At 68.6% G+C, this 26,099-nt stretch carries 22 protein-coding genes; 14 read left to right on the forward strand and 8 right to left on the reverse strand.

The features are described from left to right. Positions 1-31 precede the first annotated feature (31 nt). From ACJMKX_RS09760 to ACJMKX_RS09780, 5 genes are all read left to right on the forward strand, one after another. On the forward strand, positions 32-883 hold the full coding sequence (locus ACJMKX_RS09760; protein WP_405224253.1) for a leucine dehydrogenase: 852 nt from the start codon (positions 32-34) through the stop codon (positions 881-883). A 20-nt stretch (positions 884-903) separates the two neighbouring features. Continuing rightward, positions 904-2,061, forward strand: a complete 1,158-nt coding sequence (locus ACJMKX_RS09765) for an acyl-CoA dehydrogenase family protein (RefSeq protein ID WP_405224256.1) — start codon at positions 904-906, stop codon at positions 2,059-2,061. A 56-nt stretch (positions 2,062-2,117) separates the two neighbouring features. Further along, positions 2,118-3,299 (forward strand): acetyl-CoA C-acyltransferase, encoded by a 1,182-nt coding sequence (locus ACJMKX_RS09770; RefSeq protein WP_405224259.1) that lies wholly within the window; start codon positions 2,118-2,120, stop codon positions 3,297-3,299. 67 nt (positions 3,300-3,366) lie between these two features. Continuing rightward, positions 3,367-4,911, forward strand: coding sequence for a carboxyl transferase domain-containing protein (locus tag ACJMKX_RS09775; protein ID WP_405224576.1), 1,545 nt, complete (start codon positions 3,367-3,369; stop codon positions 4,909-4,911). Between the two features lie 20 nt (positions 4,912-4,931). Then, the gene (locus ACJMKX_RS09780) at positions 4,932-6,938 is read left to right on the forward strand and encodes an acetyl/propionyl/methylcrotonyl-CoA carboxylase subunit alpha (RefSeq protein WP_405224262.1); all 2,007 of its coding nucleotides are present in this window, start codon (positions 4,932-4,934) and stop codon (positions 6,936-6,938) included. Between the two features lie 79 nt (positions 6,939-7,017). Here ACJMKX_RS09780 and ACJMKX_RS09785 read toward each other — a convergent pair whose 3' ends face one another. Continuing rightward, entirely contained in the window at positions 7,018-8,664 is a 1,647-nt protein-coding gene (locus ACJMKX_RS09785) for an electron transfer flavoprotein-ubiquinone oxidoreductase (protein WP_405224265.1), read from the reverse strand. Between the two features lie 190 nt (positions 8,665-8,854). On the opposite strand from ACJMKX_RS09785, the gene zapE reads away from it, so the two are divergent. Next, on the forward strand, positions 8,855-9,955 hold the full coding sequence (zapE, locus tag ACJMKX_RS09790; protein ID WP_405224268.1) for a cell division protein ZapE: 1,101 nt from the start codon (positions 8,855-8,857) through the stop codon (positions 9,953-9,955). Positions 9,956-10,057: 102 nt separating this feature from the next. After that, complete coding sequence (locus ACJMKX_RS09795) at positions 10,058-10,522, forward strand: MarR family winged helix-turn-helix transcriptional regulator (protein WP_405224270.1); 465 nt, start codon at positions 10,058-10,060, stop codon at positions 10,520-10,522. A gap of 1 nt (position 10,523) precedes the next feature. Here the strand turns inward: ACJMKX_RS09795 and ACJMKX_RS09800 are convergent, their stop codons facing one another. Continuing rightward, a complete protein-coding gene (locus ACJMKX_RS09800) occupies positions 10,524-11,372 on the reverse strand; it encodes a tryptophan 2,3-dioxygenase (RefSeq protein ID WP_405224272.1) in 849 nt (282 codons plus the stop codon). Between the two features lie 187 nt (positions 11,373-11,559). Between ACJMKX_RS09800 and ACJMKX_RS09805 the strand changes: the two genes are divergently transcribed. From ACJMKX_RS09805 to ACJMKX_RS09820, 4 genes are all read left to right on the forward strand, one after another. Further along, positions 11,560-16,398, forward strand: coding sequence for an NAD-glutamate dehydrogenase (locus tag ACJMKX_RS09805; protein WP_405224275.1), 4,839 nt, complete (start codon positions 11,560-11,562; stop codon positions 16,396-16,398). A 63-nt stretch (positions 16,399-16,461) separates the two neighbouring features. Then, the gene (locus ACJMKX_RS09810; protein WP_405224278.1) at positions 16,462-17,232 is read left to right on the forward strand and encodes an NYN domain-containing protein; all 771 of its coding nucleotides are present in this window, start codon (positions 16,462-16,464) and stop codon (positions 17,230-17,232) included. A gap of 48 nt (positions 17,233-17,280) precedes the next feature. Beyond that, a complete protein-coding gene (gene gpmA, locus ACJMKX_RS09815; protein WP_405224281.1) occupies positions 17,281-18,021 on the forward strand; it encodes a 2,3-diphosphoglycerate-dependent phosphoglycerate mutase in 741 nt (246 codons plus the stop codon). Between the two features lie 10 nt (positions 18,022-18,031). After that, complete coding sequence (locus ACJMKX_RS09820) at positions 18,032-18,544, forward strand: gamma carbonic anhydrase family protein (RefSeq protein WP_405224284.1); 513 nt, start codon at positions 18,032-18,034, stop codon at positions 18,542-18,544. A gap of 45 nt (positions 18,545-18,589) precedes the next feature. Here the strand turns inward: ACJMKX_RS09820 and ACJMKX_RS09825 are convergent, their stop codons facing one another. After that, positions 18,590-19,891: an MFS transporter gene (locus ACJMKX_RS09825; RefSeq protein WP_405224287.1), complete on the reverse strand. Its 1,302-nt coding sequence runs from the start codon at positions 19,889-19,891 to the stop codon at positions 18,590-18,592. A gap of 55 nt (positions 19,892-19,946) precedes the next feature. Beyond that, positions 19,947-20,846, reverse strand: a complete 900-nt coding sequence (tesB, locus tag ACJMKX_RS09830) for an acyl-CoA thioesterase II (protein WP_405224290.1) — start codon at positions 20,844-20,846, stop codon at positions 19,947-19,949. 142 nt (positions 20,847-20,988) lie between these two features. Here tesB and ACJMKX_RS09835 point away from each other — a divergent pair, with 142 nt between their 5' ends. Further along, a complete protein-coding gene (locus tag ACJMKX_RS09835; RefSeq protein ID WP_405224293.1) occupies positions 20,989-21,759 on the forward strand; it encodes a DUF1499 domain-containing protein in 771 nt (256 codons plus the stop codon). Between the two features lie 27 nt (positions 21,760-21,786). On the opposite strand, the gene ACJMKX_RS09840 is transcribed toward ACJMKX_RS09835, so the two are convergent. Both ACJMKX_RS09840 and ACJMKX_RS09845 read right to left on the reverse strand, forming a co-directional pair. Next, the gene (locus tag ACJMKX_RS09840; RefSeq protein ID WP_405224296.1) at positions 21,787-22,533 is read right to left on the reverse strand and encodes an SDR family NAD(P)-dependent oxidoreductase; all 747 of its coding nucleotides are present in this window, start codon (positions 22,531-22,533) and stop codon (positions 21,787-21,789) included. A gap of 117 nt (positions 22,534-22,650) precedes the next feature. Next, positions 22,651-24,294 (reverse strand): 3-(methylthio)propionyl-CoA ligase, encoded by a 1,644-nt coding sequence (locus tag ACJMKX_RS09845; RefSeq protein WP_405224299.1) that lies wholly within the window; start codon positions 24,292-24,294, stop codon positions 22,651-22,653. A gap of 154 nt (positions 24,295-24,448) precedes the next feature. Here ACJMKX_RS09845 and ACJMKX_RS09850 point away from each other — a divergent pair, with 154 nt between their 5' ends. Both ACJMKX_RS09850 and ACJMKX_RS09855 read left to right on the forward strand, forming a co-directional pair. Continuing rightward, the gene (locus ACJMKX_RS09850; RefSeq protein WP_405224302.1) at positions 24,449-24,946 is read left to right on the forward strand and encodes a hypothetical protein; all 498 of its coding nucleotides are present in this window, start codon (positions 24,449-24,451) and stop codon (positions 24,944-24,946) included. Continuing rightward, positions 24,943-25,377 (forward strand): nuclear transport factor 2 family protein, encoded by a 435-nt coding sequence (locus ACJMKX_RS09855; protein ID WP_405224304.1) that lies wholly within the window; start codon positions 24,943-24,945, stop codon positions 25,375-25,377. Before ACJMKX_RS09850 ends, ACJMKX_RS09855 begins: the two co-directional genes overlap by 4 nt. A gap of 3 nt (positions 25,378-25,380) precedes the next feature. Here the strand turns inward: ACJMKX_RS09855 and ACJMKX_RS09860 are convergent, their stop codons facing one another. Together ACJMKX_RS09860 and ACJMKX_RS09865 are read right to left on the reverse strand one after the other, a co-directional pair. Next, positions 25,381-25,596 carry a helix-turn-helix transcriptional regulator gene (locus ACJMKX_RS09860; RefSeq protein WP_405224307.1) on the reverse strand — a complete coding sequence of 72 codons (216 nt, stop codon included), beginning with the start codon at positions 25,594-25,596 and terminating at the stop codon, positions 25,381-25,383. A gap of 24 nt (positions 25,597-25,620) precedes the next feature. Next, positions 25,621-26,061 carry a hypothetical protein gene (locus ACJMKX_RS09865; protein WP_405224309.1) on the reverse strand — a complete coding sequence of 147 codons (441 nt, stop codon included), beginning with the start codon at positions 26,059-26,061 and terminating at the stop codon, positions 25,621-25,623. Positions 26,062-26,099: the final 38 nt, after the last annotated feature.

Consider the following 26,099-nt stretch of genomic DNA (forward strand, 5'->3'; position numbering starts at 1 on the left):
CGCTGTCGCCGTGCTTTTCCAGGAGGGGGATATGGAACTGCTCGACACCATGAGCGACCGCGGCCACGAGCAGGTCGTGTTCTTCCAGGATCGCCCGACCGGCCTCAGCCCCATCGTCGCGATCCACTCCACGGTGCTCGGCCCGGCCCTGGGCGGGCTGCGCATGTGGCCTTATATCAACGAGGAGGAGGCGCTGTTCCGCATGCTGGGCCGCTTCATCGGCTCGCTGTACAACCGCTACATCACTGCCGAGGACGTCGGCACCACCGTCGACGACATGGACCACATCTTCCAGGAGACCGACCGGGTGGTGGGCGGCCACGAGGTGCACGGGGGCAGCGGCGACCCCTCCCCGTTCACGGCGCTGGGCGCGCTGAAGGGCATCGAGGCCTGCACCGAGCGCAGGTTCGGCCACACCGATCTCGGCAAGCTCAGCTTCGGCGTGCAGGGCGTCGGCCACGTCGGCCGCCACCTCGTACACAGGCTGCGCGAGCGCGGCGCCCGGGTGACGGTTACCGACATCAACGACGAGCGCGTGCAGTCGGTGGTGGAAGAATACGGCGCGGCCGCCGTGCCGATGCAGCACATCTACGAGCAGGAGATGGATGTGTTCGTGCCCTGCGCGCTCGGCGGCCTCATCATCGTGGCCATCGAGCTGCAGGGTTATGACAAGGAACGCGCCCACCGGCAGGTCTCGCTCATCTACAATAACCTCGGCCGGATATTCGACATCGCCGAGCGCGACGGGATACCGAGCTGGCAGGCGGCCGACCGCATGGCCGAGGAGCGCATCGCCGCCGTGGGCCGCACCAGGCTGCCCTATACCCGGCGGTTCAAGGACCGGCTCTCGGGCCGGGCCCATCACACGACCACGACGCATTGAGACCGGAGCGCGCGCAGCCCATGATCAACACCCGCATCAGTGACGAGATCGACCTGCTGCGCGAGACCGTGCACCGCTTCGCCGAGGAGGAGATCGCGCCGCGGTCCGCCGAGATCGACGCGAGCAACGAGTTCCCGGCCGACCTGTGGCCGAAGCTCGGCGAGCTGGGCCTGCACGGCATCACCATCCCCGAGGAGGACGGAGGCACCGGTCTCGGCTACCTCGCCCACGTGGTGGCCATGGAGGAGATCTCGCGGGCCTCCGCCTCTGTGGGGCTGTCCTACGGCGCGCATTCCAACCTGTGCCTGAACAACCTCTGGCTGAACGGCACCGAGGCGCAGCGCGAACGCTTCGTGCCGGGCCTGGTGAGTGGCGAGATGCTGGGCGCGCTTGCCATGTCCGAACCGGGCGCGGGCTCCGACGTGGTGGGCTCGATGACCTGCCACGCCGAGCGTCAGAGTGACGGCAGCTGGGTGGCCAACGGCTCCAAGATGTGGATCACCAACGGCCCGCGCGCCGACGTGATCGTGACCTACATGCGCACGGCGCCGAAGGAGGACGGTTCGCGCTCCATCACCGCCTTCCTGATCGAGAAGGACATGCCCGGGTTCCACACGGCGCAGAAGCTCGACAAGCTGGGCATGCGCGGCTCGGATACCTGCGAACTCGTGTTCGAGGACTGCCGCATACCGGCGGAGAACGTCCTTGGCGAAGTAAACCGCGGCGTCTACATCCTGATGCGCGGCCTCGACTCCGAGCGTCTCGTGCTCTCCGGCGGGCCCATCGGCATCATGCAGGCCTGTCTGGACGCCGTGATGCCGTACCTGCGCGAGCGCAAGCAGTTCGGCCGGCCCATCGGCAGCTTCGGCATGATGCAGGGCAAACTGGCCGACATGTACACCGCGCTGCAGACGTCCCGGGCGTTCACGTACCGCACCGCCGCCCAGTTCGACCAGGGACTGCCGACCCGCCAGGACGCCGCCGCCTGCCTGCTGCACGCCTCCCGGGAGGCGGTCGCCGTCGCGCTGGAGGCCATCCAGAGCCTCGGCGGCAACGGCTACATCAACGAATACCCTATGGCGCGGCTGCTGCGCGACGCCAAGCTCTACGAGATCGGCGCCGGCACCACCGAGATCCGCCGCATGCTGATCGGCCGGGAATTGCTGGCCGCCGACTGAGCACGTCCCGCGCTACAATGGCCGCCCGGCCCGGAAGACTGGAGAACGAGATCGCCATGAGTCAGGACCCCATCGTCATCGTTGCCGCCCGACGCACCCCGATAGGCGCCTTCCAGGGCGGCCTCGCGCCGGCGCCCGCCCCCGAGCTGTCCGCGGCGGCCAGTAGCGCCGCCCTGGCCGACTGCGGCCTCGAACCCGCCGAGATCAGCGAAGTGCTGCTGGGCTGCGTCCTGCCCGCCGGCATCGGCCAGGCACCCGCGCGCCAGGCGGCGCTGGCCGCCGGCCTGCCGGAGTCGGTGGGCTGCACCACCTTGAACAAGGTCTGCGGCTCCGGCATGAAGACCGTGATGCTCGGCGCCGATCTCATCCGCGCGGGTTCCGCCGCCGTGGTCATGGCCGGCGGCATGGAGTCGATGACCAACGCGCCCTACCTGATGCCCGGCGCACGCGCCGGCCTGCGCATGGGCCACAAGGAGATCCTGGATCACATGTTCTTCGACGGCCTGCAGAACCCGTACGACGGCAACATGATGGGGTACTTCGCCGAGGAGACGGCGAAGAAGTACGGCTTCAGCCGGGAAGACCAGGATGCCTTTGCCATCGCCTCGGTGGAGCGCGCGCGGGCAGCGGCGGACAGCGGCGCCTTCGAGGCCGAGATCGCCCCGGTCACCGTGAAGACCCGCAAGGCCGAGACCACCGTCGACACCGACGAGGAGCCCGGCCGGGCGGACGTCTCGAAGATCCGGAAGCTGCGACCGGCCTTCGCGAAGGACGGTACCGTGACCGCGGCCAGCTCGTCCTCCATCTCCGACGGCGCGGCCACGCTGCTGCTGATGAGCGCCGCCGAGGCGGAACGCCGCGGCATGCAGCCGCTGGCCCGCATCGCCGGCCACAGCGGCTACGCCCAGGAGCCCGCCTGGTTCACCACCTCGCCCGTATACGCCATCCGGGCGCTGCAGGAGGAGCTCGGCTGGTCGCCGGACGACGTGGACCTGTACGAGGTGAACGAGGCCTTCGCCTGCGTCAGCATGGCCGCCATGCACGACGTGGGCATCGCCCACGAGCAGATCAACGTCAACGGCGGTGCCTGCGCGCTCGGTCATCCCATCGGCGCCTCCGGCGCCCGCATCATCGTCACGCTGCTGCATGCATTGCGCAACCGGAACGCGAAGCGCGGTATCGCCTCGCTGTGCATCGGCGGCGGGGAGGCCGTGGCCCTGGCCATCGAGACGGTCTGATCCCGTGCCCGCCCTGAAGAGCCATCTGGATCCCGCGGATGGCCGCGTCGCCGACAACGCGCGTTACATGCAGGAGCTGGTCGACGAGCTGCGCGCGAAGCTGACGGCGACGGCCCTGGGCGGCAGTGAGCGCGCCCGCGCGAAACACGCCGAGCGCGGCAAGCTGCTCGTCCGCGAGCGCATCGACGCGCTGCTCGATCGCGGCAGCCCGTTCCTGGAGCTCTCGCCGCTGGCCGCCGACGGCCTCTACGACGATGACGCCCCGGGCGCCGGCATCGTGACCGGCATCGGCCGGGTGCACGGCCGCGAGGTCATGGTGGTGGCGAACGACGCCACGGTGAAGGGCGGCACCTACTTCCCGATGACGGTGAAGAAACACCTCCGGGCGCAGGAGATCGCGCTGGAGAACCACCTGCCCTGCATCTATCTGGTGGACTCCGGCGGTGCCTTCCTGCCGCGCCAGGACGAGGTCTTCCCGGACCGTGACCATTTCGGCCGCATCTTCTACAACCAGGCCAGTCTCTCCGCGGCGGGCATCGCGCAGCTGGCCGTCGTGATGGGCTCGTGCACCGCCGGCGGCGCCTACGTGCCGGCCATGAGCGACGAGGCCATCATCGTGCGCAACCAGGGCACGATCTTCCTCGGCGGCCCCCCGCTGGTGAAGGCGGCCACCGGCGAGATCGTCGACGCCGAGGACCTGGGCGGCGGCGAGGTGCACAGCCGGGTGTCCGGCGTGACCGACTACCTGGCCGAGGACGACAACCACGCGCTGGCCATCGCCCGGGACTGCATCGCGCGGCTGGCGCCGGCCCGGGACACTTCACCCCCGCACGCGCCGGCGGAACCCGCGATGGACGCCGACGGCATCTACGGCGTGGTGCCGAGCGACCTGAAGCAGCCCTACGACGTGCGCGAGATCGTCGGTCGCATCGTCGACGGTTCCGAGCTGCAGGAGTTCAAGCCGCTGTACGGCAAGACCATCGTGTGCGGCTTCGCCCGCATCCATGGTTATCCCGCGGGCATCATCGCCAACAACGGCATCCTGTTCTCGGAGTCCGCGCTGAAGGCCACACACTTCATCGAGCTCTGCAACCGCCGGCGCATACCGCTGGTCTTCCTGCAGAACATCACCGGCTTCATGGTCGGGCGTAAATACGAGAACGCCGGCATCGCCAAGGACGGTGCCAAGATGGTGAACGCGGTGGCCACGGCGACGGTGCCGAAGCTCACCGTGGTCATCGGCGGCAGCTACGGCGCCGGCAACTACGCCATGTGCGGCAGAGCCTACGGCGGCCGTTTCCTGTGGATGTGGCCCAACGCGCGCATCTCCGTCATGGGCGGAGAGCAGGCCGCCAGCGTGCTCGCCACCGTGCGCCGGGACGGCGCCGAGGCCCGGGGCGAGGAGTGGCCCGAAGACGAGGAGGCCGCCTTCCGCGACTCGATCCGCCGCCAGTACGAGGACCAGGGCAACCCTTACTATGCGACGGCCCGGCTGTGGGATGACGGCATCATCGATCCGCTGGACACCCGCCGGGTACTGGCCCTCGGACTCGCGGTGAGCGCCGGCGCGCCGGATCCCGGCGAGGGTCCCTACGGCATCTTCCGGATGTAGACGGGGCAGCCGGGGTAGCCATGTTCCAGCGCATCCTGATCGCCAACCGCGGCGAGATCGCCTGCCGCATCATCCGGACCTGCCGCCGGCTCGGCATCGCCACGGTGGCGGTGTACTCCGAAGCCGACGGGCGCGCCCGCCACGTGCGCATGGCGGACGCCTGCCTGCCGATCGGCCCGGCGCCGGCCGCCGGATCCTACCTGGACGGCGAGCGTATCGTCCGCGCGGCGCTGGACGCCGGCGCCGAGGCCGTCCATCCCGGCTACGGCTTCCTGGCCGAGAACGCGGATTTCGCTGCCGCCTGCCGGCAGGCGGGCCTGGTCTTCATCGGCCCGGAGACGGACACCATCCGCAGCATGGGCTCCAAGCGCGCGGCCAAGGACATCATGGATTCGGCCGGCGTGCCGGTGATCCCGGGTGTCTCGGGCATCGGCAGCGTCGACGAACTGCGGCGCAGCGCCCAGGGCCTCGGCCTGCCGGTGCTGCTGAAGCCCTCGGCCGGCGGCGGCGGCAAGGGCATGCGGGTGGTGCGCGATCCCGCCCAGCTGGAGGAAGCGTGGACCGCAGCGAAGCGGGAGGCGCTGGCCGCCTTCGGCGACGACGAGATCATCGTGGAGAAGTTCATCGAGCACCCGCGCCACGTCGAGGTGCAGATCTTCGGCGACAGCCACGGCAACCTGGTGCACCTGTACGAGCGCGAGTGCTCCATGCAGCGCCGCCAGCAGAAGATCCTGGAGGAGTCGCCCGCCCCGGGGCTCACACGCAATCAGCGCGACGCGCTGCACGGCGCCGCGCTCGCCGCCGGTCGGGCGGTGGCCTACGTGAACGCCGGCACGGTCGAGTTCATGCTGGACGGACGCGGCCAGTTCCACTTCCTGGAGATGAACACCCGCCTGCAGGTGGAGCATCCGGTGACGGAGCTGACCACCGGGCTGGACCTGGTGGAATGGCAGCTCCGGGTGGCGAGCGGCGAGCCGCTACCGGCCGCCCAGGGCGAGATCGCGAGTCGCGGCCACGCCATCGAGGCACGCATCTACGCCGAGGACCCGGCGCGGGATTTCCTGCCGTCCACCGGCGGGATCGAGGTATTCGACTGGCCCCGGCGCGATCCCCTGGTGCGCATGGACACCGGTTACGAGGCCGGCGACGCCGTCGAGCGCTACTACGACCCCCTGGTCGCGAAGCTCGTCGCCAGCGGGCCGGACCGCGACGCCGCCCTCAGACACCTGCAGTCCGCGCTGGCCGGCTGCGTCCTGTTCGGCCCGCGTAACAACCTCGCCTTCCTGCGCCGCCTGGCGCGCACGCCGGCGTTCGCGGAGGGCCGCAGCGACACCGGCTATGTGGACCGGGAACTCGACGACCTGACCCGGCCGACGCCGGTGCCGGACGGGGTCCTGCTCACCGCGGCGGCGGCCGTCATGCGCCGGCTGCAGCGCAGCAGCGGCGAGGACGCCTCGCCCTGGGCCGCCGCGGACGCCTGGCGCGGCCGCCCCGCCGCCGGGACGACCATCGCCTTCGACACGGCCGCGGGCGAGCGGCGCATCACGGCCCACGGTGGTCCGCAGACCTTCTCCATGGCCATCCGGGATGCGCAGCAGGCGAGCGCCGATGACCGGGAATGGCACCGGGTGCGGCTGATCGACACCGGTTGCCGCGGGCTGGTGGCGGAGATCGACGGCGCATCCCGCGCGGTGGAGATCGCCTGCACCGCCCGCCGGGTCCAGGTTACGGTGGACGACGAGACCCGGGAGTTCGACATCGCCGACCCGTGGGCCACGGAATCGGCCATGCCCGAGACCGACGCGCATCCGGCAGCACCCATGCCCGGGCGCGTCGTCGAGGTGGCGGTGGCCGAGGACGACCGGGTGTCGGAAGGCGACAAGGTGCTGGTGCTCGAGGGCATGAAGATGGAGTTCACGCTGCGCGCGGGCACGGCCGGCCGGGTCGAGCGCGTACGCGTGGCGGAGGGCGATTTCGTGGAAGCCGAGGCGGTCCTTGTCGACATCGAACCCGATGCGGAACGGTGAAACCATCCGTCCCGACGGCAGCGTCCGCCTGCCGCCGAATTAGCCCGGGAGTCGCCGGCGCGAGGGGCGCCGGCCTGTCTCACATGCCGCTGTAGTTCGGGCCGCCGCCGCCCTCCGGCGTGACCCAGCGGATGTTCTGCTTCGGGTCCTTGATGTCGCAGGTCTTGCAGTGGACGCAGTTCTGCGCGTTGATGCGGAAGACCTTGCTGCCCTCCTCTTCCACCACCTCGTACACGCCGGCCGGGCAATAGCGCTGGGACGGGCAATCGTAGGTGGGGAGGTTGAACTCGATGGGCAGCGACGGGTCCTTCAGCTGCAGGTGGACCGGCTGGTCTTCCTCGTGGTTGGTACCGGACAGATAGACTGACGACAACCGGTCGAAGGTGATCACCCCGTCCGGCTTCGGGTAGTCGATCTTCTCGCACTCGGCGGCGGGCTTCAGCTCCTCGTGGTCCGGCACCCGGTTGTGCATTGTGAACGGCATGCGCCCGCGCATGATGTTCTGGTCCAGGAACGTGAACGCCGCGCCGAAGAAGGTGCCGAACTTGTGCTGCGAGGGTTCGAAATTGCGCGCCTTGTACAGCTCCTCGTGCACCCAGGAATTCTTCACCCGCTCCTCGTGGGCGACCAGATCGCTGCCGCCCTCGTCGCCGGCCTCGAAGGCCTCGAACACGGACTCGGCGGCCAGCATGCCGGTCTTCATCGCCGTATGCGCACCCTTGATCTTCACGCCGTTCAGGTAGCCCGCGTCGCAGCCCACCAGGAGCCCGCCGGGGAAGCAGGTCTTCGGCAGCGCCTGCAGGCCGCCCTTGTTGACCGCCCGCGCCCCGTACGAGATGCGCTCGGCGCCGTCCAGGTACTGGCGGATCTTCGGATGGGTCTTCCAGCGCTGGAACTCGGCGAAGGGATCGAGATGGGGATTCGAGTAGTTCAGCGCGATGATGAAGCCGAGATATACCTGGTTATTCTCGGCGTGATAAAGGAAGCCGCCGCCCTCGGTGTCGTTGCGCAGGGGCCAGCCGAGAGAATGCACCACCAGACCTTCCTCGTGCTTCGCCGGGTCGATCTCCCACACCTCCTTCAGGCCGATGCCGTAGTGCTGGGGATCGGAGTTCGCGCGCAGATCGTATTTGTCCATCAGCTCTTTGCCGAGATTGCCGCGCACGCCCTCGGCGAAGATGGTGTAGCGGGCCCGCAGTTCGTAGCCCGGGGTGAACGAGTCCTTCTGCCCGCCTTCCCGGTCCACACCCATGTCGCCGGTGATCACGCCCGCGACCTTGCCGTCCTCGTACAGCACCTCGGCGGCCGCGAAGCCGGGGAATACGTCGACTTCCAGCGCCTCCGCCTGCTCGGCCAGCCACACGCAGAGCTTGCCGAGACTGATGATGTAGTTGCCCTCGTTGTGCATGGGGCCGGGGACGAACGGCCCGGGCACCTTCATGGCACCCTTCTCCGAGGTCATGTAGTAGATGTCGTCACGGCTGACGCCGGTCTTCACCGGCGCGCCCCGCTCCTTCCAGTCGGGGAACAGCTCGTCCAGGGCCCTGGGTTCGAAGACGTTGCCGGAGAGGATATGCGCGCCGATCTCCGAGCCTTTCTCCACGACGACGACGGAGAGCTCGCGGCCCTTGTCCTGCGCCAGCTGCTTCAGCCGGCAGGCCGCGGCCAGACCGGCCGGCCCGGCGCCTACGATAACGACGTCGAATTCCATGGATTCGCGTTCCACGTGTCATCCCCTCTGTTGGTTGCTGGATCGGGGCTGAAGGCCCTCCTACATAGCTCGGGGCTGGAGCCCCTCCTGCATGCGATTCGTGCGCTTGCGAAGTATCCCGACAATTCTAACATCCCGTGCCCGGGCGGCGCCTGTCGAGGCCTTGTGGAGGCAGAGGCGCGGACGGTGTACGCTCCGTTGCGCCATGACCATCCGTCACCGCTACCTGGACTGCGTGCGCCGGGAGGACCTGACCCGGGACCCGGCCCAGGAGGCGGCCGTCACGGAGCTGCAGCGGCTGCACGACGAACTGACCCGGGATGCCGGGGCGGCGGCGGCGCTGCGCCGCGGCCTGGCGCGTCGTTTCCCCGGGCGCTTCGCGCTCGAGCCGGTGCGCGGCCTGTATCTCTGGGGCGGCGTCGGCCGCGGCAAGACCCTGCTCATGGACCTGTTCTTCGAGGAGCTGCCGTTCGAGGACAAGCTGCGCATCCACTTCCACCGCATGATGCGGCGGGTGCACGAGGCGCTGAAGCGCCACGGGCGCCTGGAGGACCCGCTCGACCGGGTCGCCGCTGACATGGCCGCGGACACCCGGGTGCTGTGTTTCGACGAGTTCTTCGTCTCCGACATCGCCGATGCCATGATCCTCGGCCGGCTGCTCCGCGCGCTGTTCCGCCGCGGCGTCACGCTGGTGGCCACCTCGAACCTGCCGCCGTCGGAACTCTATCGCGACGGCCTGCAGCGCCAGCAGTTCCTGCCGGCGATCGAAGCCATCGAGCGTCACTGCCGGGTGTTCCACCTGGATGCCGAGACCGATTACCGGCTACGCGTGCTGGAGGAGGCGGAGATCTACCACGCGCCACTCGACGAGGCCGCAGACCGTAACCTGGCGGGCTACTTCCGGCGCATCGCCTCGGGGCGCGAGGAAGGCGGCCGCACCCTCACCATCCAGGGCCGGCCGGTGCGCACCGTCCGGCTGGCCGAGGGCGTCGCCTGGTTCGAGTTCGCCGAGTTGTGCGACGGCCCGCGCAGCCAGGACGACTACATCGAGATCGCCCGACGCTATCACACGGTGATACTGGCGGGCGTGCCCGTGTTCGACCGCTCGAGCGAGAACCCCGCCCGGCGCTTCATCGCCCTGGTGGACGAGTTCTACGAGCGCCGGGTCAATCTGATCCTGTCGGCGGCGGCGGCGCCCGACGAGCTGTACCGGGGCCGGCGCCTCGCCTTCGAATTCGAGCGCACCGTGAGCCGGCTTATCGAGATGCAGTCGCGGGAGTATCTCGCCGCGCCCCACCTCGCCTGATGCCCGCCGCGCTATTGCGGCATCTCCGGGCTGGTCACCGCCCTTCGCGGAGGCTAACCTCACCCGGTCTGCGGCGAGATGCCGAAATGCTGGACGGAGACCATGGCCGAGAAGCAACAGGAACTGATACTCGAGGACTTCCTCCCCTACCGGCTGTCCATACTGTCCAACACGGTGAGTGCCACCATTGCGGGCGCCTATTCAAAGCGCTTCGGCCTGTCGATACCCGAGTGGCGCATCATGGCCGTGCTGAGCCGTCACCCGGGCCTGTCGGCCTCGGAAGTGGCCGAGCGCACGCTGATGGACAAGGTCGCCGTCAGCCGCGCGGTGGGCAAGCTGATCAAGAGCGGGCGCATTAACCGGCGCTTCGCCGATCAGGACCGGCGTCGTTCCATCCTGCACCTGTCGCCGGCCGGCGAGGAAGTGTATGCCGAGGTAGCGCCGCTGGCGCTGAAGTTCGAGCGCGAACTCCTGCACGGACTCAGCGACGACGAGGTGCACTCGCTGGACGTACTGCTCGAGCGGCTGCTCGCGCGGGCGCGGCTGCTCGGCGCACCCCACTACTGAGTCAGCTGCCGTCGGCGAGCTCCGTGCGCACCCGGATCAGTTCCGGGAAGAAGTCGTAGTCGAGCGCCCGCTTCAGCCAGGTGACGCCCGCCGTGCCGCCGCTGCCGCGCTTGTGGCCGATGATGCGCTCCACCGTCTTCAGGTGGTGGAAGCGCCAGAACTGGAAGTTGTTGGACACGTCCATGAGCGCCTCGGCCAGTTCGTAGGCCTGCCAGTGGCGCTCGGGCTCCGCATAGATCTCGCCCAGCGCGGCCACCACCCGGTCGTCGGTCTGCCGCGGCGCCGTGAAATCCCGCTCGATGGCCTCCCGCGGCACCGGCAGGCCGATGCGCGCCAGGTGACGCAGGAACTCGTCGAAGATGGCGGGCGCCTCCAGCGCCGCTCGCAGCCGCCGGTGCCACTCCTCGTGGCGGGCGAATACGGCGATCTTCGCCGGGTCCTTGTTGCCGAGCATGAACTCCACCAGCCGGTACTGGGGTGACTGGAAGCCGGAGGCCTGCCCGAACACGTGGCGGAACTCGGCGTACTCGCTGGGCGTGAGCGTATCCAGCACGTCCCACTGACTGTAGAGCTGGTGCTGCACCTGCTTCACCCGCGCCAGAATCTTCGCCGCGCGGGCGATCTGGTCATCGCGGATGGCGGCCATTGCCGCCTCGAGCTCGTGTACGGTCAGCTTGAACCAGAGCTCCGCCACCTGATGCTGGATGACGAACAGCATCTCGTCGTGATGGGGCGGATCACTCAGCGGGCGCTGCGCGGACAGCAGCCGGTCGAGACGGAGATAACCGGCATAGTCCTCGCGAGGATCGAGGTCGGTATGGAACGCGTTGTCGTAATGGTCGGACGCCATGGGGGACGGTCTCCTCCTCGCCGACCGGCACCGCGGCCGGCGGCCTGTCATGACTGGATGCGCGGCAGGATACCAGCAAGCGGGCGACCACGGCGGGGCAGTGTCCTCGTGTATACTGGCGCCCCGTTGGAAGACGGTCACACCCCCGCCGGGATCGCGGCCGGCGGCGTCAGGAACTGCGATCATAGTGAGCCCCAAAGCGCTGCGCCGGAACTCGGACCAGAAAGACCGGATCCTGGAAGAGATCGTCGGCGCCGTACGCGGCTCCGGACCGTTCAGGAATCGCGCGCGCCTCGGCACCTTCATCCGCCACTACTACGCCGACGTCGACGTCGAGGACCTGCGCGCAGCCACACCGGATAACCTGGCCGGCGCGGCCCTCGCCCACCTGGAACTCGGCATGACCCGGCGGCGCGGCCGCCACCGGCTGCGAATCTACAACCCCGACCCCGGGCGCGATGGCTGGGACTCCAGCCACACCATCGTGGAGATGGTGAACGACAACATGCCGTTCCTGGTGGACTCGCTGGGGATGGCGGTGGCACGCACGGGCGCCAACGTGCATCTGACCGTCCATCCGCTGTTGCGCCTGGAGCGCGATGCACAGGGGGCCCTGACCGCCATCCATCCCCGCTCCGCCAGGGAAGGCCATGTGGAGTCTTTCGTGCGCCTGGAGATCGACCGGGAGACGAGCGACCGGCGCATGGCGGCCCTGAAGCGCGCGCTGGAGGAGACGCTGCGCGACGTGCGTGCGGCCGTGCGCGACTGGCGCCGCATGCGCGAGAAGATGCTCGAGGCCGCCGCCGCGCTGGAGGGTCCGGCCGGTCGCGTGGACGAGACGCTGGTGGAGGAGAGCCGCCATCTGCTCGAGTGGATGGCGGACGATCACTTCACCTTCCTCGGCTACCAGGAATACGAGGTCGTGCGCAGTAACGGCGATGCCCAGCTCCGGCCGGTGGCAGACACGGGCCTCGGCATCCTGTCGAAACGCCGCTCGGCGGAGCGCTGGGTCACGATGACGCCGGAAATGCGGCGCGAGGCCCGCGGGCGGGAGCTTCTGATCCTGACCAAGGCGAATGCCCGCTCCACGGTGCACCGTCCCAGCCATCTCGACTATATCGGCGTGAAGGTCTTCGACGAGGCGGGCCAGCCGGTGGGCGAGAAGCGCTTCCTCGGGCTGCTCACCTCGGTGGCCTACAACGAGAGCCCGCGCGCCATCCCGCTCTTGCGCCTGAAGGTCCGGCGAGTGATCGAACGGGCGGAACTGGACCCCAGCGGCCACCGCGGCAAGGCGCTCATGCACGTGCTGGACACCTACCCCCGGGACGAGCTGTTCCAGGCCTCGGTACGGGATCTGTTGCGCACGACCTCCGGCATCCTGAACCTGCAGGAGCGCCAGCGGGTGAAGCTGTTCCTGCGCCGGGATGCGTTCCGCCGCTTCTTCTCCTGTCTCGTCTACGTGCCCCGGGAGAAGTACAACACCCGGGTGCGCCAGCGCATCGAGAGCATCCTGATGCAGGCGTTCGACGGGCTCAGCATCGAGTCGTCGGTGGAGTTGTCGGAGTCGGTGCTGGCCCGGCTGCATCTCATCGTGCACATCGAGCAGGGCCGCAAGCCGAGGATCTCCATCCGCCAGATCGAGAAGGACATCGGCGCGGCCGTGGTGACGTGGCAGGACCGTCTCGCCGACGCGCTGGTGGAGCACCTGGGCGAGGCCCGCGGTATCGCACTCGCCCGCCGCTACGGCCACATCTTCCCGCTGGCCTACGAGGAGGACGTGCTGCCGGCAGCAGCCTGCGCTGACGTGGCGACGCTGGACCGGCTGACGGGCGGCGAGACCGGCGCCGGCGAGGACACCGAGCTGTACCGGCCGCCGGGTGTCACCGAGCGGCTGCATTTCAAGATCTTCCGTCCCGGCGAGCCTCTGCCGCTCTCCGATGCCCTGCCCATCCTCGAGAACCTGGGCGTGCGGGTCGTGAGCGAGCGGCCGTACCACCTGGAACCGGACGACGGCAGCGCCTGGTGGATCCAGGACTTCGAGCTGGAGCATCCGCGCGGCGCCGCCATCGACCCGGCGGAGGCCGAGCGCCGCTTCGAGGATGCCTTCTCGCGGGTACTCGCCGGCGAGTGTGAAAACGACGGGCTGAACCGGCTGGTACTGGAGGCCGGTCTGAGCGCGCGGGAGACCTCGATACTGCGCGCGTTCTCCAAGTACCTGCTGCAGCTGGGCTTGCCGTTCTCGCAGCCCTACATGGAGTCGGTGCTGGCACGCCATCCGCAGATGGCCGCGCTTCTGGTACGCCGTTTCAGGCTGCAGTTCGACCCGGATGGCGACGCCGAGACCGCCCGCGCCGGGCTCGAGGACTGCCGCCGCGAGATCGGCCGACGGGTCGCCGAGGCGGCGACCCTGGACGAGGACCGGATACTGCGCGCCTACACGGGTGTCCTGGAGGCGGCGCTGCGCACGAATTTCTTCCGCGTCGACGAAGCCGGCCGGGAGCCGCCGGCCATCGCCATCAAGTTCGACCCTTCCGCGCTGGAAGAGGCACCGCTGCCGCGCCCCCGCTACGAGATCTTCGTATATTCGCCGCGGGTGGAAGGCACCCATCTGCGCGCCGGCCCGGTGGCGCGCGGCGGCATCCGCTGGTCGGACCGCCGCGAGGACTTCCGCACCGAGGTGCTCGGCCTGATGAAGGCACAGACGGTCAAGAACACGGTAATCGTCCCCACCGGCGCCAAGGGCGGTTTCCTGCCCAAGCGCCTGCCCGGGGGTGACAAGGGCGACCGGGACGCGGTGCAGGCCGAGGTGATCGCCTGTTACCGCATCTTCATCAGCTCGCTGCTGGACATCACCGACAACATCGTCGAGGGCGAAGTGGTGCCGCCGGATCGCGTGGTGCGCCTCGACCGCGACGACCCCTACCTGGTGGTGGCCGCCGACAAGGGCACGGCCGCATTCTCCGACATCGCCAACGGCATCTCGGCGGATTACGGCTTCTGGCTGCACGACGCGTTCGCCTCGGGCGGCTCGGCCGGCTACGACCACAAGAAGATGGGCATCACCGCGCGAGGCGCCTGGGAGGCCGTGCGCCGCCATTTCCGCGAGATGGGCATCGAGACCCAGAGCCAGGAATTCACGGTGGTCGGCATCGGCGACATGAGCGGCGACGTGTTCGGCAACGGCATGCTGCTGTCGGAGACCATCCGCCTGCTGGCGGCGTTCAACCACCAGCACATCTTCCTGGACCCGGACCCGGACGCCGCGGCGAGCTTTGCCGAGCGCGAGCGCCTGTTCGCCCTGTCCCGCTCGAGCTGGGAGGACTACGACAAGCGGCTGATCTCCGCCGGCGGCGGCATCTGGCCCCGCTCGGCCAAGAGCATCCCGCTGAGCGCCGAGGTGCGCGCCATGCTGGGCGTCACGGAGGAGAGCCTGAGCCCGCCCCAGCTGATACGCGCCATCCTGCGCATGGACTGCGACCTGCTCTGGAACGGCGGCATCGGCACCTACGTCAAGGCCGGCAGCGAGTCCCATACCGAGGTGGGCGACCGCAGCAACGACGCCGTGCGCGTCAACGCCAGCGAACTCGGCTGCCGGGTGGTCGGCGAAGGCGGCAACCTGGGTCTCACGCAGCGGGCGCGCATCGAGTTCGCGCTGGCCGGCGGACGCATCAACACGGACTTCATCGACAACTCGGGCGGCGTGGACAGCTCCGACCGGGAAGTGAACATCAAGGTGCTGCTCGGCCAGGTGGCCGAGACGCGGCGCATGACCACGGGGCGGCGCAACCGGCTGCTGGCGGACATGACCGAGGACGTGGGCGCACTCGTTCTGCGCAACAACTATCTGCAGACCCAGGCCATCAGCATGATGCAGGCCACCGGGGCCGACCGCCTCAGCGAGCATCTCTATCTCATCCAGGCGCTGGAGAAGACCGGCCTGCTGGACCGGGAGCTCGAGTACCTGCCGGACGACGAGACCCTGGAAGAACGGCGCCAGCGCGACCTGGGGCTCACCCGGCCCGAACTGGCGGTGCTGCTCAGCTATTCGAAGATCGAGCTCTACGCCCGCATGCAGGCCGCCCATATCCCCACCGACGGCTATCTGGCGAAAGAACTCGAGCAGTACTTCCCGGCGCCGCTGCCCCGCCGCTACGGCGACCTGATCCGCGAGCACCGCCTCGGCGGCCAGATCCTGGCCACGCTGATCACCAACAGCATGGTCAACCGGATGGGTCCCGCCTTCGCCTGGCGGGCGGCGGACGAGACCGGCGCCGACGCGGTGAGCGTGGCCCGCGGCTACGCGGTGGCGCGTGAGGTCTGCGGCGCCCGCGACATCTGGGCAGACATCGAGGCGCTGGACAATGTCATACCGGCCGAGACCCAGTACCTGGTCATGTTCGAGGTCAGCCGCAAACTGCGCCACGCGTGCTACTGGCTGCTGCGCCGCGAGCAGCCCTACGAGAGCATCGAGGCCGCCGTGCAGGCACTCAAGCCCGGGGTCAGCTTCGTGTTCCAGAAACTCGGTTCGCTGCTGCACGACAGCGCGCGCCAGCGTCTTGCGCGCATGAGCAACGAGTTCGAGTCCATGGGCCTGCCCGGCCGACTCGCCCAGCGCATCGCCGCGCTGACGGCGGTCACCTCGGCGCTGGACATCGTCGACATCGCCGGCGACCGGGACCTCAGGCGGGTCGCGCGGCTGTATTTCGAGCTGGGCCGCGGACTGCGCCTGGACTGGGTACGAGAGAGGATCGACGAGCTGCAGGCGCGCGGCCACTGGCAGGCCCTGGCGCGCAGCCGTCTGCGTGACAATATCCGCAACGTCCAGCGCACCCTCACGGAGCGGCTGCTGGAGGAGACCGGGCCGGAGCTCGGCACCGGCGAGGCCGTGCTCAGCTGGCTGGACGGCGCCGGCGAACGGGTGCGCGTGGCGCGCCACATGCTCGACGAGATGCAGAAGAGCGCCCGTACCGATTTTGCTACGCTCTCGGTCGCCACCGACGAGCTGACTAAACTCACGGGCCGCTGACAGGACCGCGGGACGCCGACGACCATCCCGGACACAACCCCGAACAACAATGGCTGACAGATAATGGCAGACGAACAACTCATCGCGGTATTCATCGACTTCGAGAACCTGGCGCTGGGCGCCAAGGAGACGCCCCAGGGCACCTTCGACATCAAGCTGGTGCTGAAGCGCCTGCTCGAGAAGGGCCGGCTGGTGTACAAGCGCGCCTACTCCGACTGGAGCCGCTACCAGAAGTACGTGCGCGACTTCCACGAGCAGGGCATCGAGCTGATCGACATCCCGCAGACCAAGTTCAGCGGCAAGAACAGCGCCGACATCCGCATGGTGGTGGACGCCATCGATCTCTGTTACGCGAAGAGCCACATCGACGCCTTCGCCCTGGTATCGGGCGACAGCGACTTCTCGCCGCTGGTCTCGAAACTGAAGGAGAACGACAAGCGCGTGATCGGCTGCGGCATCAAGAGCTCCACCTCGGATCTGCTCATCGGCAACTGCGACGAGTTCATCTACTACGACGATCTGGCCCGCGTGGCCGGGCGCAAGCAGACCCAGGGCGCGAAGAAGAAGAAGACCGAGCAGAGGAGCGGCACCAACGGCAAGCGCCAGGAGGCGCTGGAGATGCTGGTGGAGATCGTCGACTCGCTGGAGGCCGATTACGACCCGCTGTGGGGCTCACTGGTCAAGCAGACCATGCGCCGCGTGCACCCGGGCTTCAACGAGAACTACTACGGCTTCAAGAACTTCTCCGAGCTGCTGGAATCGGCGCAGAAGGAGAAGCTCATCCGGATCGACTTCGACGACGCGCGGGGCAACTACATCGTGCACACGGTGTAAGGCCTAACTGCCGACACCGGCAACGGACCGAGAGAGGTAACTAGCGAGATGCCAGGACAACTGATCCTCTGCCGCCACGGCCAGAGCGAGTGGAATCTGAAGAACCTGTTCACCGGCTGGACCGACGTGGATCTCACGGAGAAAGGCATCGAGGAGGCGAAGGAGGCCGGCCGCACGCTGGCCGAGGCCGGCTACCGCTTCGACGTGGCCTACACCTCCGTGCTGAAGCGCGCGATACGCACGCTGTGGCTGATCCAGGACGAGATGGATCTCATGTGGATACCCGTGCACCGCAGCTGGCGGCTGAACGAGCGCCATTACGGCGCGCTGCAGGGCCTGAACAAGGCGGAGACGGCGGAGAAATACGGCGAGGAGCAGGTGCACGTCTGGCGACGTAGCTACGACACCCCGCCGCCCCCGCTGGAGGAAGACGACGACCGTCATCCCCGCTTCGACCGCCGCTATGCCGGCATCGCCGACCTGCCCGCCACCGAGTCCCTGAAGACCACGCTGGAGCGGGTGGTGCCCTACTGGGACGACGTGATCGCGCCGGACCTGCTGGCCGGCCGGCACGTACTGATCGCCGCCCACGGCAACAGCCTGCGCGCACTGGTGAAGATGCTGGACGGGATGTCCGACGACGATATCACCGGCTTCAACATCCCCACCGGCATCCCGCTCGCCTACGAGCTGGACGACGACCTGAAACCGCGCGGCCGGGAGTTCCTGGGCGACCCGGACGCGGTGGCGAAGGCGGCCGCCGCCGTGGCGAACCAGGCGAAAGGCTGAGGAGAGGACCATGATTCACGATCTCGGCGATGCGAGTCCGGACCTCCACGAGGACGCCTGGGTGGCGCCCGATGCCCGGCTGATCGGCCGCGTGCGGCTGAAGGCCGGGGCCAGCGTCTGGTTCCAGTCCGTGCTGCGCGGCGATAACGAGTGGATCGAGATCGGCGAGGGCTCCAACGTCCAGGACGGGACGGTGATGCACACGGATATGGGCTATCCGCTCACGGTCGGCGACCGGGTCACGATCGGCCACAAGGTCATGCTGCACGGCTGTACCGTCGGCGCCGACAGCCTGATCGGCATCGGCAGCATCATCCTGAACGGCGCGCGCATCGGCTCGAACACGGTGGTGGGAGCCAACAGCCTGGTCACCGAGGGCAAGGAGTTCCCCGACGGCGTGCTGGTCCTCGGCGCGCCGGCCAAGGTCGTGCGCGAGCTGAGCGACGAGGAGATCGCGATGATCCGGCACTCGGCGAAGCACTACGTGGAGAACGCGCGGCGCTACCGGCGCGATCTCGACTGAGGCAGAGGTGGCGCAGCCGGGTCGGCAGGGCCCGGCCGCAGGCGATCAGGCATCCGGCAGCTGCGAGCGCAGCCACACGAAACCGAATGCGCCGCCGGTCGTGAGTGCGAGCGGCAGGAACAGCGCGTAGATGCCCAGCCCTTCCTCCACGCCCTGCAGTATCTGATAGGCGCCGACGCCGGCGATCGGAGCCAGCAGACCGCGCACCCCGGTCAGGGTCACGTGCAGGCCCATGTATTCCGTCGCGCGGGCATCCGAGGCGAAGTCGTTGTGGCCCAGGTTCCAGCCCAGGCGTCCGCCGGCATAGCCCGTGCCGAGCAGCGCCGCGCCGAGCCACAGCACCTCGATGCGCGCCGTGAACACGCCGATGAGGAATGCGGCCATGGCGGCCACGAAGGACCAGCTCTGGATGGCGCGGTAGCGCACGATGTGCACCCGATCGAAGAAGCGGGCCCACAGCGGGATGGAGAGCGGAATCACTGCGAAGGGGATGGACGAGGTGATCAGCATCTGCTGCAGCCGCGACAGGCCGAGCTGCTCGTTCAGTATCACCACCAGCAGGGCCACCACCATCAGGTTGCCGCTGCCGAACACGAACATGCAGGTGAGATAGCGCCGGTAGTCGTGGTCCGTGCGCAGGATGCCGAACAGATCCCGGCGCCGGCGCCGGCCGGGGCCCGCCTGCTCCGCCCGCTCGGCGGCCACCAGGCGCCGGTGACCGCGCACGCGCACCCGGGCATACAGCGCCATGCCGCCGAACATCGCCAGCGCGGCCGCGGGATAGACGTAGCGGAAGGCGAGCGGGTCGCGGTCCAGCAGCAGGCCGGTGACGACGCCGGTCGTGGCCATGCCCAGCGCCGCCAGCACGGTCACCCGCGCCGTGAAGTTGCCGCGGACATGGCGCGGATAATTCGCGCGCCAGATCGCCGAGCGCACCGTCACGATGCCGGACCAGAACAGCCGGGCGCCGATCACGCCGGCGACGAACAGGGCCAGACCCCAGCCGTTGATGGGCGCCAGCGCGATGGCGAGGAGGCTCAATCCGGCGGCGAGCTTCAGCGCGGTAAGGACCCGCACCTTGTCCCGGCCGCTGGCCATGCCGGCCCACAGGAACGACAGTATGTTGGCGAACGCCGGCGCACCGGCCACCAGCGCGACGCTCTGGTTCAGGGCCACGTCGCCGACGGCGCCGGCGAAGGCATTCTTGGCGATAACGCCCACCACGCCGCCCTCGACCGCGCCGAGGCCCAGGGAGAAGAGCGTCCAGGCACGCAGTTCGCGGCCGTACAGCGCGCGGGCCACGAACGGCATGCGGGCCGAGAAGAACCAGCTCAGATAGTGGCGCATGGACCCGGTATCGCGCGGACGCCCGGACAGGCGCAGGGGAAAGCGCACACCATGGTTAGTCCTGGGCGGCGGCGCTTCTGCGCTTGCGCTCCAGCGGCTCGCGCCAGACCCGAACCAGGCCCTCCTGGGCCGTTGAGGCCACCAGCACGCCGTCGCGGCTGAAGATCTGGCCGCGGGAGTAGCCCCGTCCGGCCGACGCGTTGGGACTGTCGAAGCTGTAGAGCAGCCACTCGTCCACCCGCGCCTGGCGGTGGAACCACAGCGCGTGATCGAGGCTCGCCATCTGCACGTTGCCCGTGCCGAAGCGCAGCCCGTGGGGCAGCGTCGAGGTGCCCAGCAACTCGTAGTCGGAGAAATAGGCAAGCAGATTGCGGTGCAGGTCGGGGTCGTCCGGCAGGCGGTCCGCGGCGCGCACCCAGACATGCTTGACCGGCGGCCGCCTCTCCGGCTTCAGGAAGTCCGGCGGATCCACGGGGCGGAATTCGAACGGCCGCTTCTGGGTGAAGAACCGGCGCATCTTCTCGGGCAGCACGTGGACGATCTCGGAGGCGAGCTCGTGGGAGTCGCGCAACTCCTCCGGCGGCGTCACCTGCGGCATCTCCGCCTGGTGCTCCAGGCCCTCCTCCGGTACCTGGAACGACGCAGACAGGTTGAAGATGGGCCGCCCGTGCTGGATGGCCACCACCCGGCGCACGGAGAAGCTCCGTCCGTCCCGGGCGCGATCGACGTCGTAGACGATCGGTGCCTCCACGTCGCCGCGGCGCAGGAAGTAGGCGTGCAGGGAATGGGCCACCCGGCCTTCCACGGTGTGATGGGCCGCGGACAGAGCCTGACCGAGGACCTGGCCGCCGAATACCTGCGCACTGCCGATATCACGGCTGTCGCCGCGGAAGATGTTCTCCTCGATGCGCTCGAGCTTCAGCAGTTGCAGCAGATCGGCGAGTACGGCGTCCATCCGGAGGCTCCGTGGCGGGAGAAACGAGGCCGGTATTCTAGCAGGCGCCGTCGGCAGCCCGGCCGGCGGAATCGACGGGACGTGGCAGCCCGGTTTATAGTGGATTCACTGGCGGTGGAGGAACCTCCGGAGGAGGAAGGCGATGGCTGACGAACTCGGCGGCGGCTCCGTGTGGCCACGGCGACTGGGGCGCCTCGCGCTGTACGCGGCGCTGGCGGCCGTGGTCGCGCTGGTGATTGCGGGACCCGGCCACCGCTTCGGCATCGTCGGCGTCATGCCCGGCATCCGGCTGTCGATGGCCGGCGGCGCTCTCGCCCTGGTGGCGCTGCTGGTCGGCATCATCGCGGTCATCGGCATCCTGCGGGTGCCGGGACAGCCCGCCCTCGGCAGCGCGGTGGTGGCCGTGGTGATCGGCGCGGCAATCTCGGTGCAGCTCTACGGCTGGTTCGCGCAGGCCCGCAGCGTGCCGCCCATCCACGACATCAGCACCGACCTCGAGGATCCGCCGGCGTTCTCGGCGATCGCGCCGCTCAGGGCCGGCGCACCCAATCCGGCCGCCTGGGCCGGGCCGGAGAACGCCGAGCAGCAGCGCCGGGCCTATCCGGACCTGGACAGTCTGGTCGTGGATGCGCCGCCCGCCGACGTGGTCCGGCGCGCCGCGGAGATCGCCCGGGCCTTCGGCTGGGAGGTCGTCGCCGCCGAGCCCGACGCGGGCCGGCTGGAGGCAGTGGACACGACCTTCTGGTTCGGCTTCCGCGACGACGTGGTGCTGCGCGCCCGCACCGTGACGGCAGGCACCGAGGTGGACGTCCGCTCGAAATCCCGGGTGGGGCGGAGCGATCTCGGCACCAACGCTGCGCGCATCCGCGAGTTCCTGGCAGCGCTGCAGGAGTCGCTGGCCACATCCGGCTAGCTATTGGCCATTGGCTATTGGCCGTTGTCAGGGCGCCTGCATCGCGCCGCCGTCCACCCGGATGTCCTGGGCGCTGACGAAGGCGGCGTCGTCCGAGGCGAGGAACAGTGCCACCTTGGCCACGTCCAGCGGCTCGCCCAGCCGTCCGGAGGCGGACTTGCCGATCCAGAAGTCGCGGAATTCCCGGTCGGCGCGGAACGCCTGCCGGGTATTGCTGGTGACGATGGCGCCCGGCTCCAGGAAATTGGCCGTGATGCCGTCGCGGCCGAGTTCGCCGGCCAGCGTCCTCGTGAGGCCGGACACGGCGTGCCGGCAGGCCGCATAGGCCGCCCGATCCTCGGCGCCGAAGCTGGACATCACGGAGCCGATGTTGATGATGCGCCCGGCGGGGCTCTTCTTCAGGTACGGGATCGCGGCACGACAGAGACGGGTCATGGCGTCCAGATTGACATCCAGCGCCTCCTCCCGGTCGCCCTCTTCCGGGGCGCCGACCGGCAGAATGCCGGTGCCGTTCACCAGGATGTCCAGGCCGCCGAAGCGCTTGGCCACGGTCTCCATGACGAGCTCCACCGCGCCGTCGTCGGTGAGTTCCAGCGCCAGCGGCAGGATGGCGTCCCGCCGGCGGAAGGCCTGCTCAAGGCCGCTGTCCGGTCCGTCCACGGCGAGCACTTCGGCGCCGTGCTTCGCGAACAGCAGGGCCACCGCCTCGCCGATGCCGCCGGCGGCGCCGGTGATGACGGCCTTCATGCCGTGCAACCGCTGATCTACGGTCATAACTCCTTCCCTCTGCCTCTGATCGGCGTGTGATGGCTGCGGACTATACCGCCCCGCCCGCTCCCTTGCGCGGGAGCGGTTCACGGAGCGGAGGATCGGCGGGCAGCCGACTTTCGGTCAGGAAGCCTTCTCGGCCGGCAGCGTGTAGTCGCCGAAATCCTTGCGCAGGTCGGTCTTGCGGATCTTGCCCGTGGCCGTGTGGGGCAGCTCGTCGACGAACACCACGTCGTCGGGCAGCCACCATTTCGCCACCTTGCCGTCGAGGAACTCGAGGATGTCCTCCCTCGCCACGTCCGTGCCCTCCTTGCGCACGACGATCAGCAGCGGGCGCTCCGTCCACTTCGGGTGATGGACGCCGATCACGGCCGCCTCGGCCACGTCGGGATGGCCCATGGCCGCGTTCTCGAGATCGATGGAGCTGATCCACTCGCCGCCGGACTTGATCACGTCCTTGGTGCGGTCGGTGATGGTGAGGAAGCCCTCCGGGTCGATATGGGCGACGTCGCCGGTGTCGAACCAGCCGGGCTCGGCATGGGCGTCGCTCTCGCCCTCCAGCTTGAAGTAATCGCTGCACACCCAGGGACCGCGCACCTTCAGCGCGCCGGAGGACTTGCCGTCCCAGGGCAGCTCGTTGCCCTGGTCGTCGACGATCTTCATCTCGAAGCCGAAGATGCCGCGCCCGGCCTTTGCCATGATGCGGTGTTGCTCGTCCTTCGGCAGCTGCTGCTGATGGGGCTTCAGCGTGTTGGTGACGCCGAGCGGACTGGTCTCGGTCATGCCCCAGCCCTGCTGCACCGTGACCCCGTGCTGCTCGTCGAAACGGCGGATCATCGACTCCGGCACCGCCGCGCCGCCGACCAGCGTGCGCTCCAGCGTGCTGGTGGTCACTCCCGCCTGATCCATGTACTGCAGCAGCGCCAGCCAGACCGTCGGCACGCCGAGCGAGATCGTGACCTTCTCCGACTCCATCAGCTTGTACAGCGCCTCGCCGTCACCCATCTTCGGGCCGGGGAAGACCAGCTTCGCGCCCACGATCGGCGCCGCGTAAGGGATGCCCCAGGCGTTGACGTGGAACAGCGGCACGACCGGCAGCACCGTGTCGTCCAGCGACAGGTTCAGAATGTCCGGCATCAGACCCGCATAGGCGTGCAGTACGGAGGAGCGGTGGCTGTAGAGCACGCCCTTCGGATTGCCGGTGGTGCCCGAGGTGTAGCAGAGGCCGGAGGCGGTATTCTCGTCGAACTCCGGCCAGTCGTATTCGTCGCTGGCGCCGCCGATGAAGCTCTCGTAGGACACCGCGCCCTTCAGCGTGGTCGCCGGCATGTGCTCGTCGTCGGTGAGGATCACGAAGCGCTCGACGACCTCGATCTGATCCGCCAGTTTCTCCAGCAGCGGTACGAACATCGGGTCGGTCAGCAGCAGCCGGTCCTCGGCGTGGTTGATGATGTAGACGATCTGCTCCGGGAACAGCCGGGGATTGATGGTGTGGCAGACGGCGCCGATGCCGGAGATAGCGTAGTAGGCCTCCAGATGCCGGTAGTCGTTCCAGGCCAGCGTCGCCACCCGGTCGCCGAGCTTCATGCCGGCCTCCTCCAGCGCATTCGCCAGCTGCCGCGAGCGGCGGAAGCAGTCCCGGTAGGTGTAGCGGTGCAGCGGGTTGTCGCCGGTGACCGAGACGATCTCGGAATCGCCGTGGAACCGCTCCGCGTGCCTGACGATCGACGAGATCAGCAGCGGCATCTGCATCATGAGACCTTGCATCGTTGTCCTCCCCCGACAGTGCGTCGATGATTCCTGCCGCGCCGGCGGCGGCACGGTGGCCACCGATACTACACAATGAGCTGCGACGGTGGGAATGCCCGCCGGACGATGTGGCGGGTTACACTGATGCCTGGTCCGCACAGGGAGCCTGCCCATGAATTCCTCGGCCTGGATCGTGGTGGCGGCCATCGCCAACCTGATCGCGAGCATCGGCGTCATCGCCGCCGTCGTCCTGCTGGCCCGGCACATCCGGGACAACAGCGAAGCGGTGCGGATGAACGTGCGCCAGAGCGCCCTCTCGCTGCACGGCAACTTCACCGATCTGATCATCCAGAACCCGGACCTGCAGGACATCTACCGCCGCGGCCGCAAGGACTACTGGAATCTGAAAGGCCAGGACCTGTACCGCTTTTCCAACCTGGCCCAGAAGGCGTTCTGGTATTTCTCGACGCTCTACCACCAGCGGCACATGGGCAACCTGGAAGAACACCAGTGGCACGAAGGCCGGGCACACCTGAGCTACTGGCTGCAGTCCGAGGGCGTGCGTCAGTGGTGGCAGGACTTCGGCTCGAAGAGCGCGGCACCGGATTTCCGCCGCTTCGTGGACGAGGAACTCGAACGCCTCGGCCCCATCGGACGGCATCGCCGATGAGCGCGCCGGAGGCCCGCCCGCCGGTCATCGAACGCTGGCACCGTCTGGTCGCCGACCGGGACATGGCGGCGCTGGATGCGCTGCTGGCCGACGAGGTCGTCTTCCACTCGCCCGTCGTGCACACGCCCCAGGCCGGCAAGCCGCTGACCCGGATGTACCTGCAGGCGGCCATGCACGTGCTCGGCAACGAGCATTTCCGCTATGTCGGCGAGTGGTACGCGCCCCGGGGCGCCGTGCTCGAGTTCCGCACCCGGATGGAAGGCATCGAGATCGACGGCATCGACATGATCTCGTGGAACGACGAGGGGCGCATCACCGAATTCAAGGTGATGGTGCGTCCGCTGAAGGCCGTCAACCTGCTGCACGAACTGATGCGTCGCATGCTCGAAGCCGCGCAGGCCGGCGGGTCCGCCGCGGACGGCGGCAGCTGAGTCTCAACCCTCGTCCGGCAGCCGGAACAGTGTCTCCACGCTGACCCCGAACTCGCGCGCCAGGCGCAGAGCCAGTGCCGTCGACGGCACGAAATGCCCGCGCTCTATGGCATTGATGCTCTTGCGCGTGACGCCGACCCGTTCGGCGAGTTCCGCCTGGGTCCAGTCGCGCATGGCCCGGTGCACTTTCAAGGTGTTCGAGAGGCGCTCTGAGGTCATGACTAACGGGTCATCTGCAGGCGATCATCGATTGAGGTAGAGGAAGCGACCGAGTGCGGCGAGGACGCCCACGCTGATGGTGAGATTCACGACGAAATCCACGGTGAGCTCGACGCCCGCAAACTTGCGCAGCACGTCGCTGCCGACCAGCAGTATCACCTGCAGCAACAGCACGGCCGCGAAGCCGAACTGGAACGACTGCCCGCGCAGATATGCCACCCGCTCGTCGTCCACGACGGAGGTCAACAGTTCCCGGCTGTCCAGGCGGGCCGCGGCGATGAGCGCGGCCGCAAAGGTCAGCCAGCCGGCCAGCGTCAGCAGGGAAAGCGCCACGGCCCATCCCCCGCCGATGCCGGTCATCTCCAGCAATTCGCCACCGGTGAACCCGAGCGTGCCGACCGCCATTCCGAGCAGCATGACCTGCAACCGCCGCGTATGCCGTCGCTCCAGTGTTTCCGCATCCATCGCTGCTCCTATAACCTTAACGACTCTTAATGTAACTT

The sequence above is a fragment of the Lentisalinibacter sediminis genome, from assembly GCF_040706615.1.
Taxonomy (GTDB): Bacteria; Pseudomonadota; Gammaproteobacteria; order Steroidobacterales; family Woeseiaceae; genus Lentisalinibacter; species Lentisalinibacter sediminis.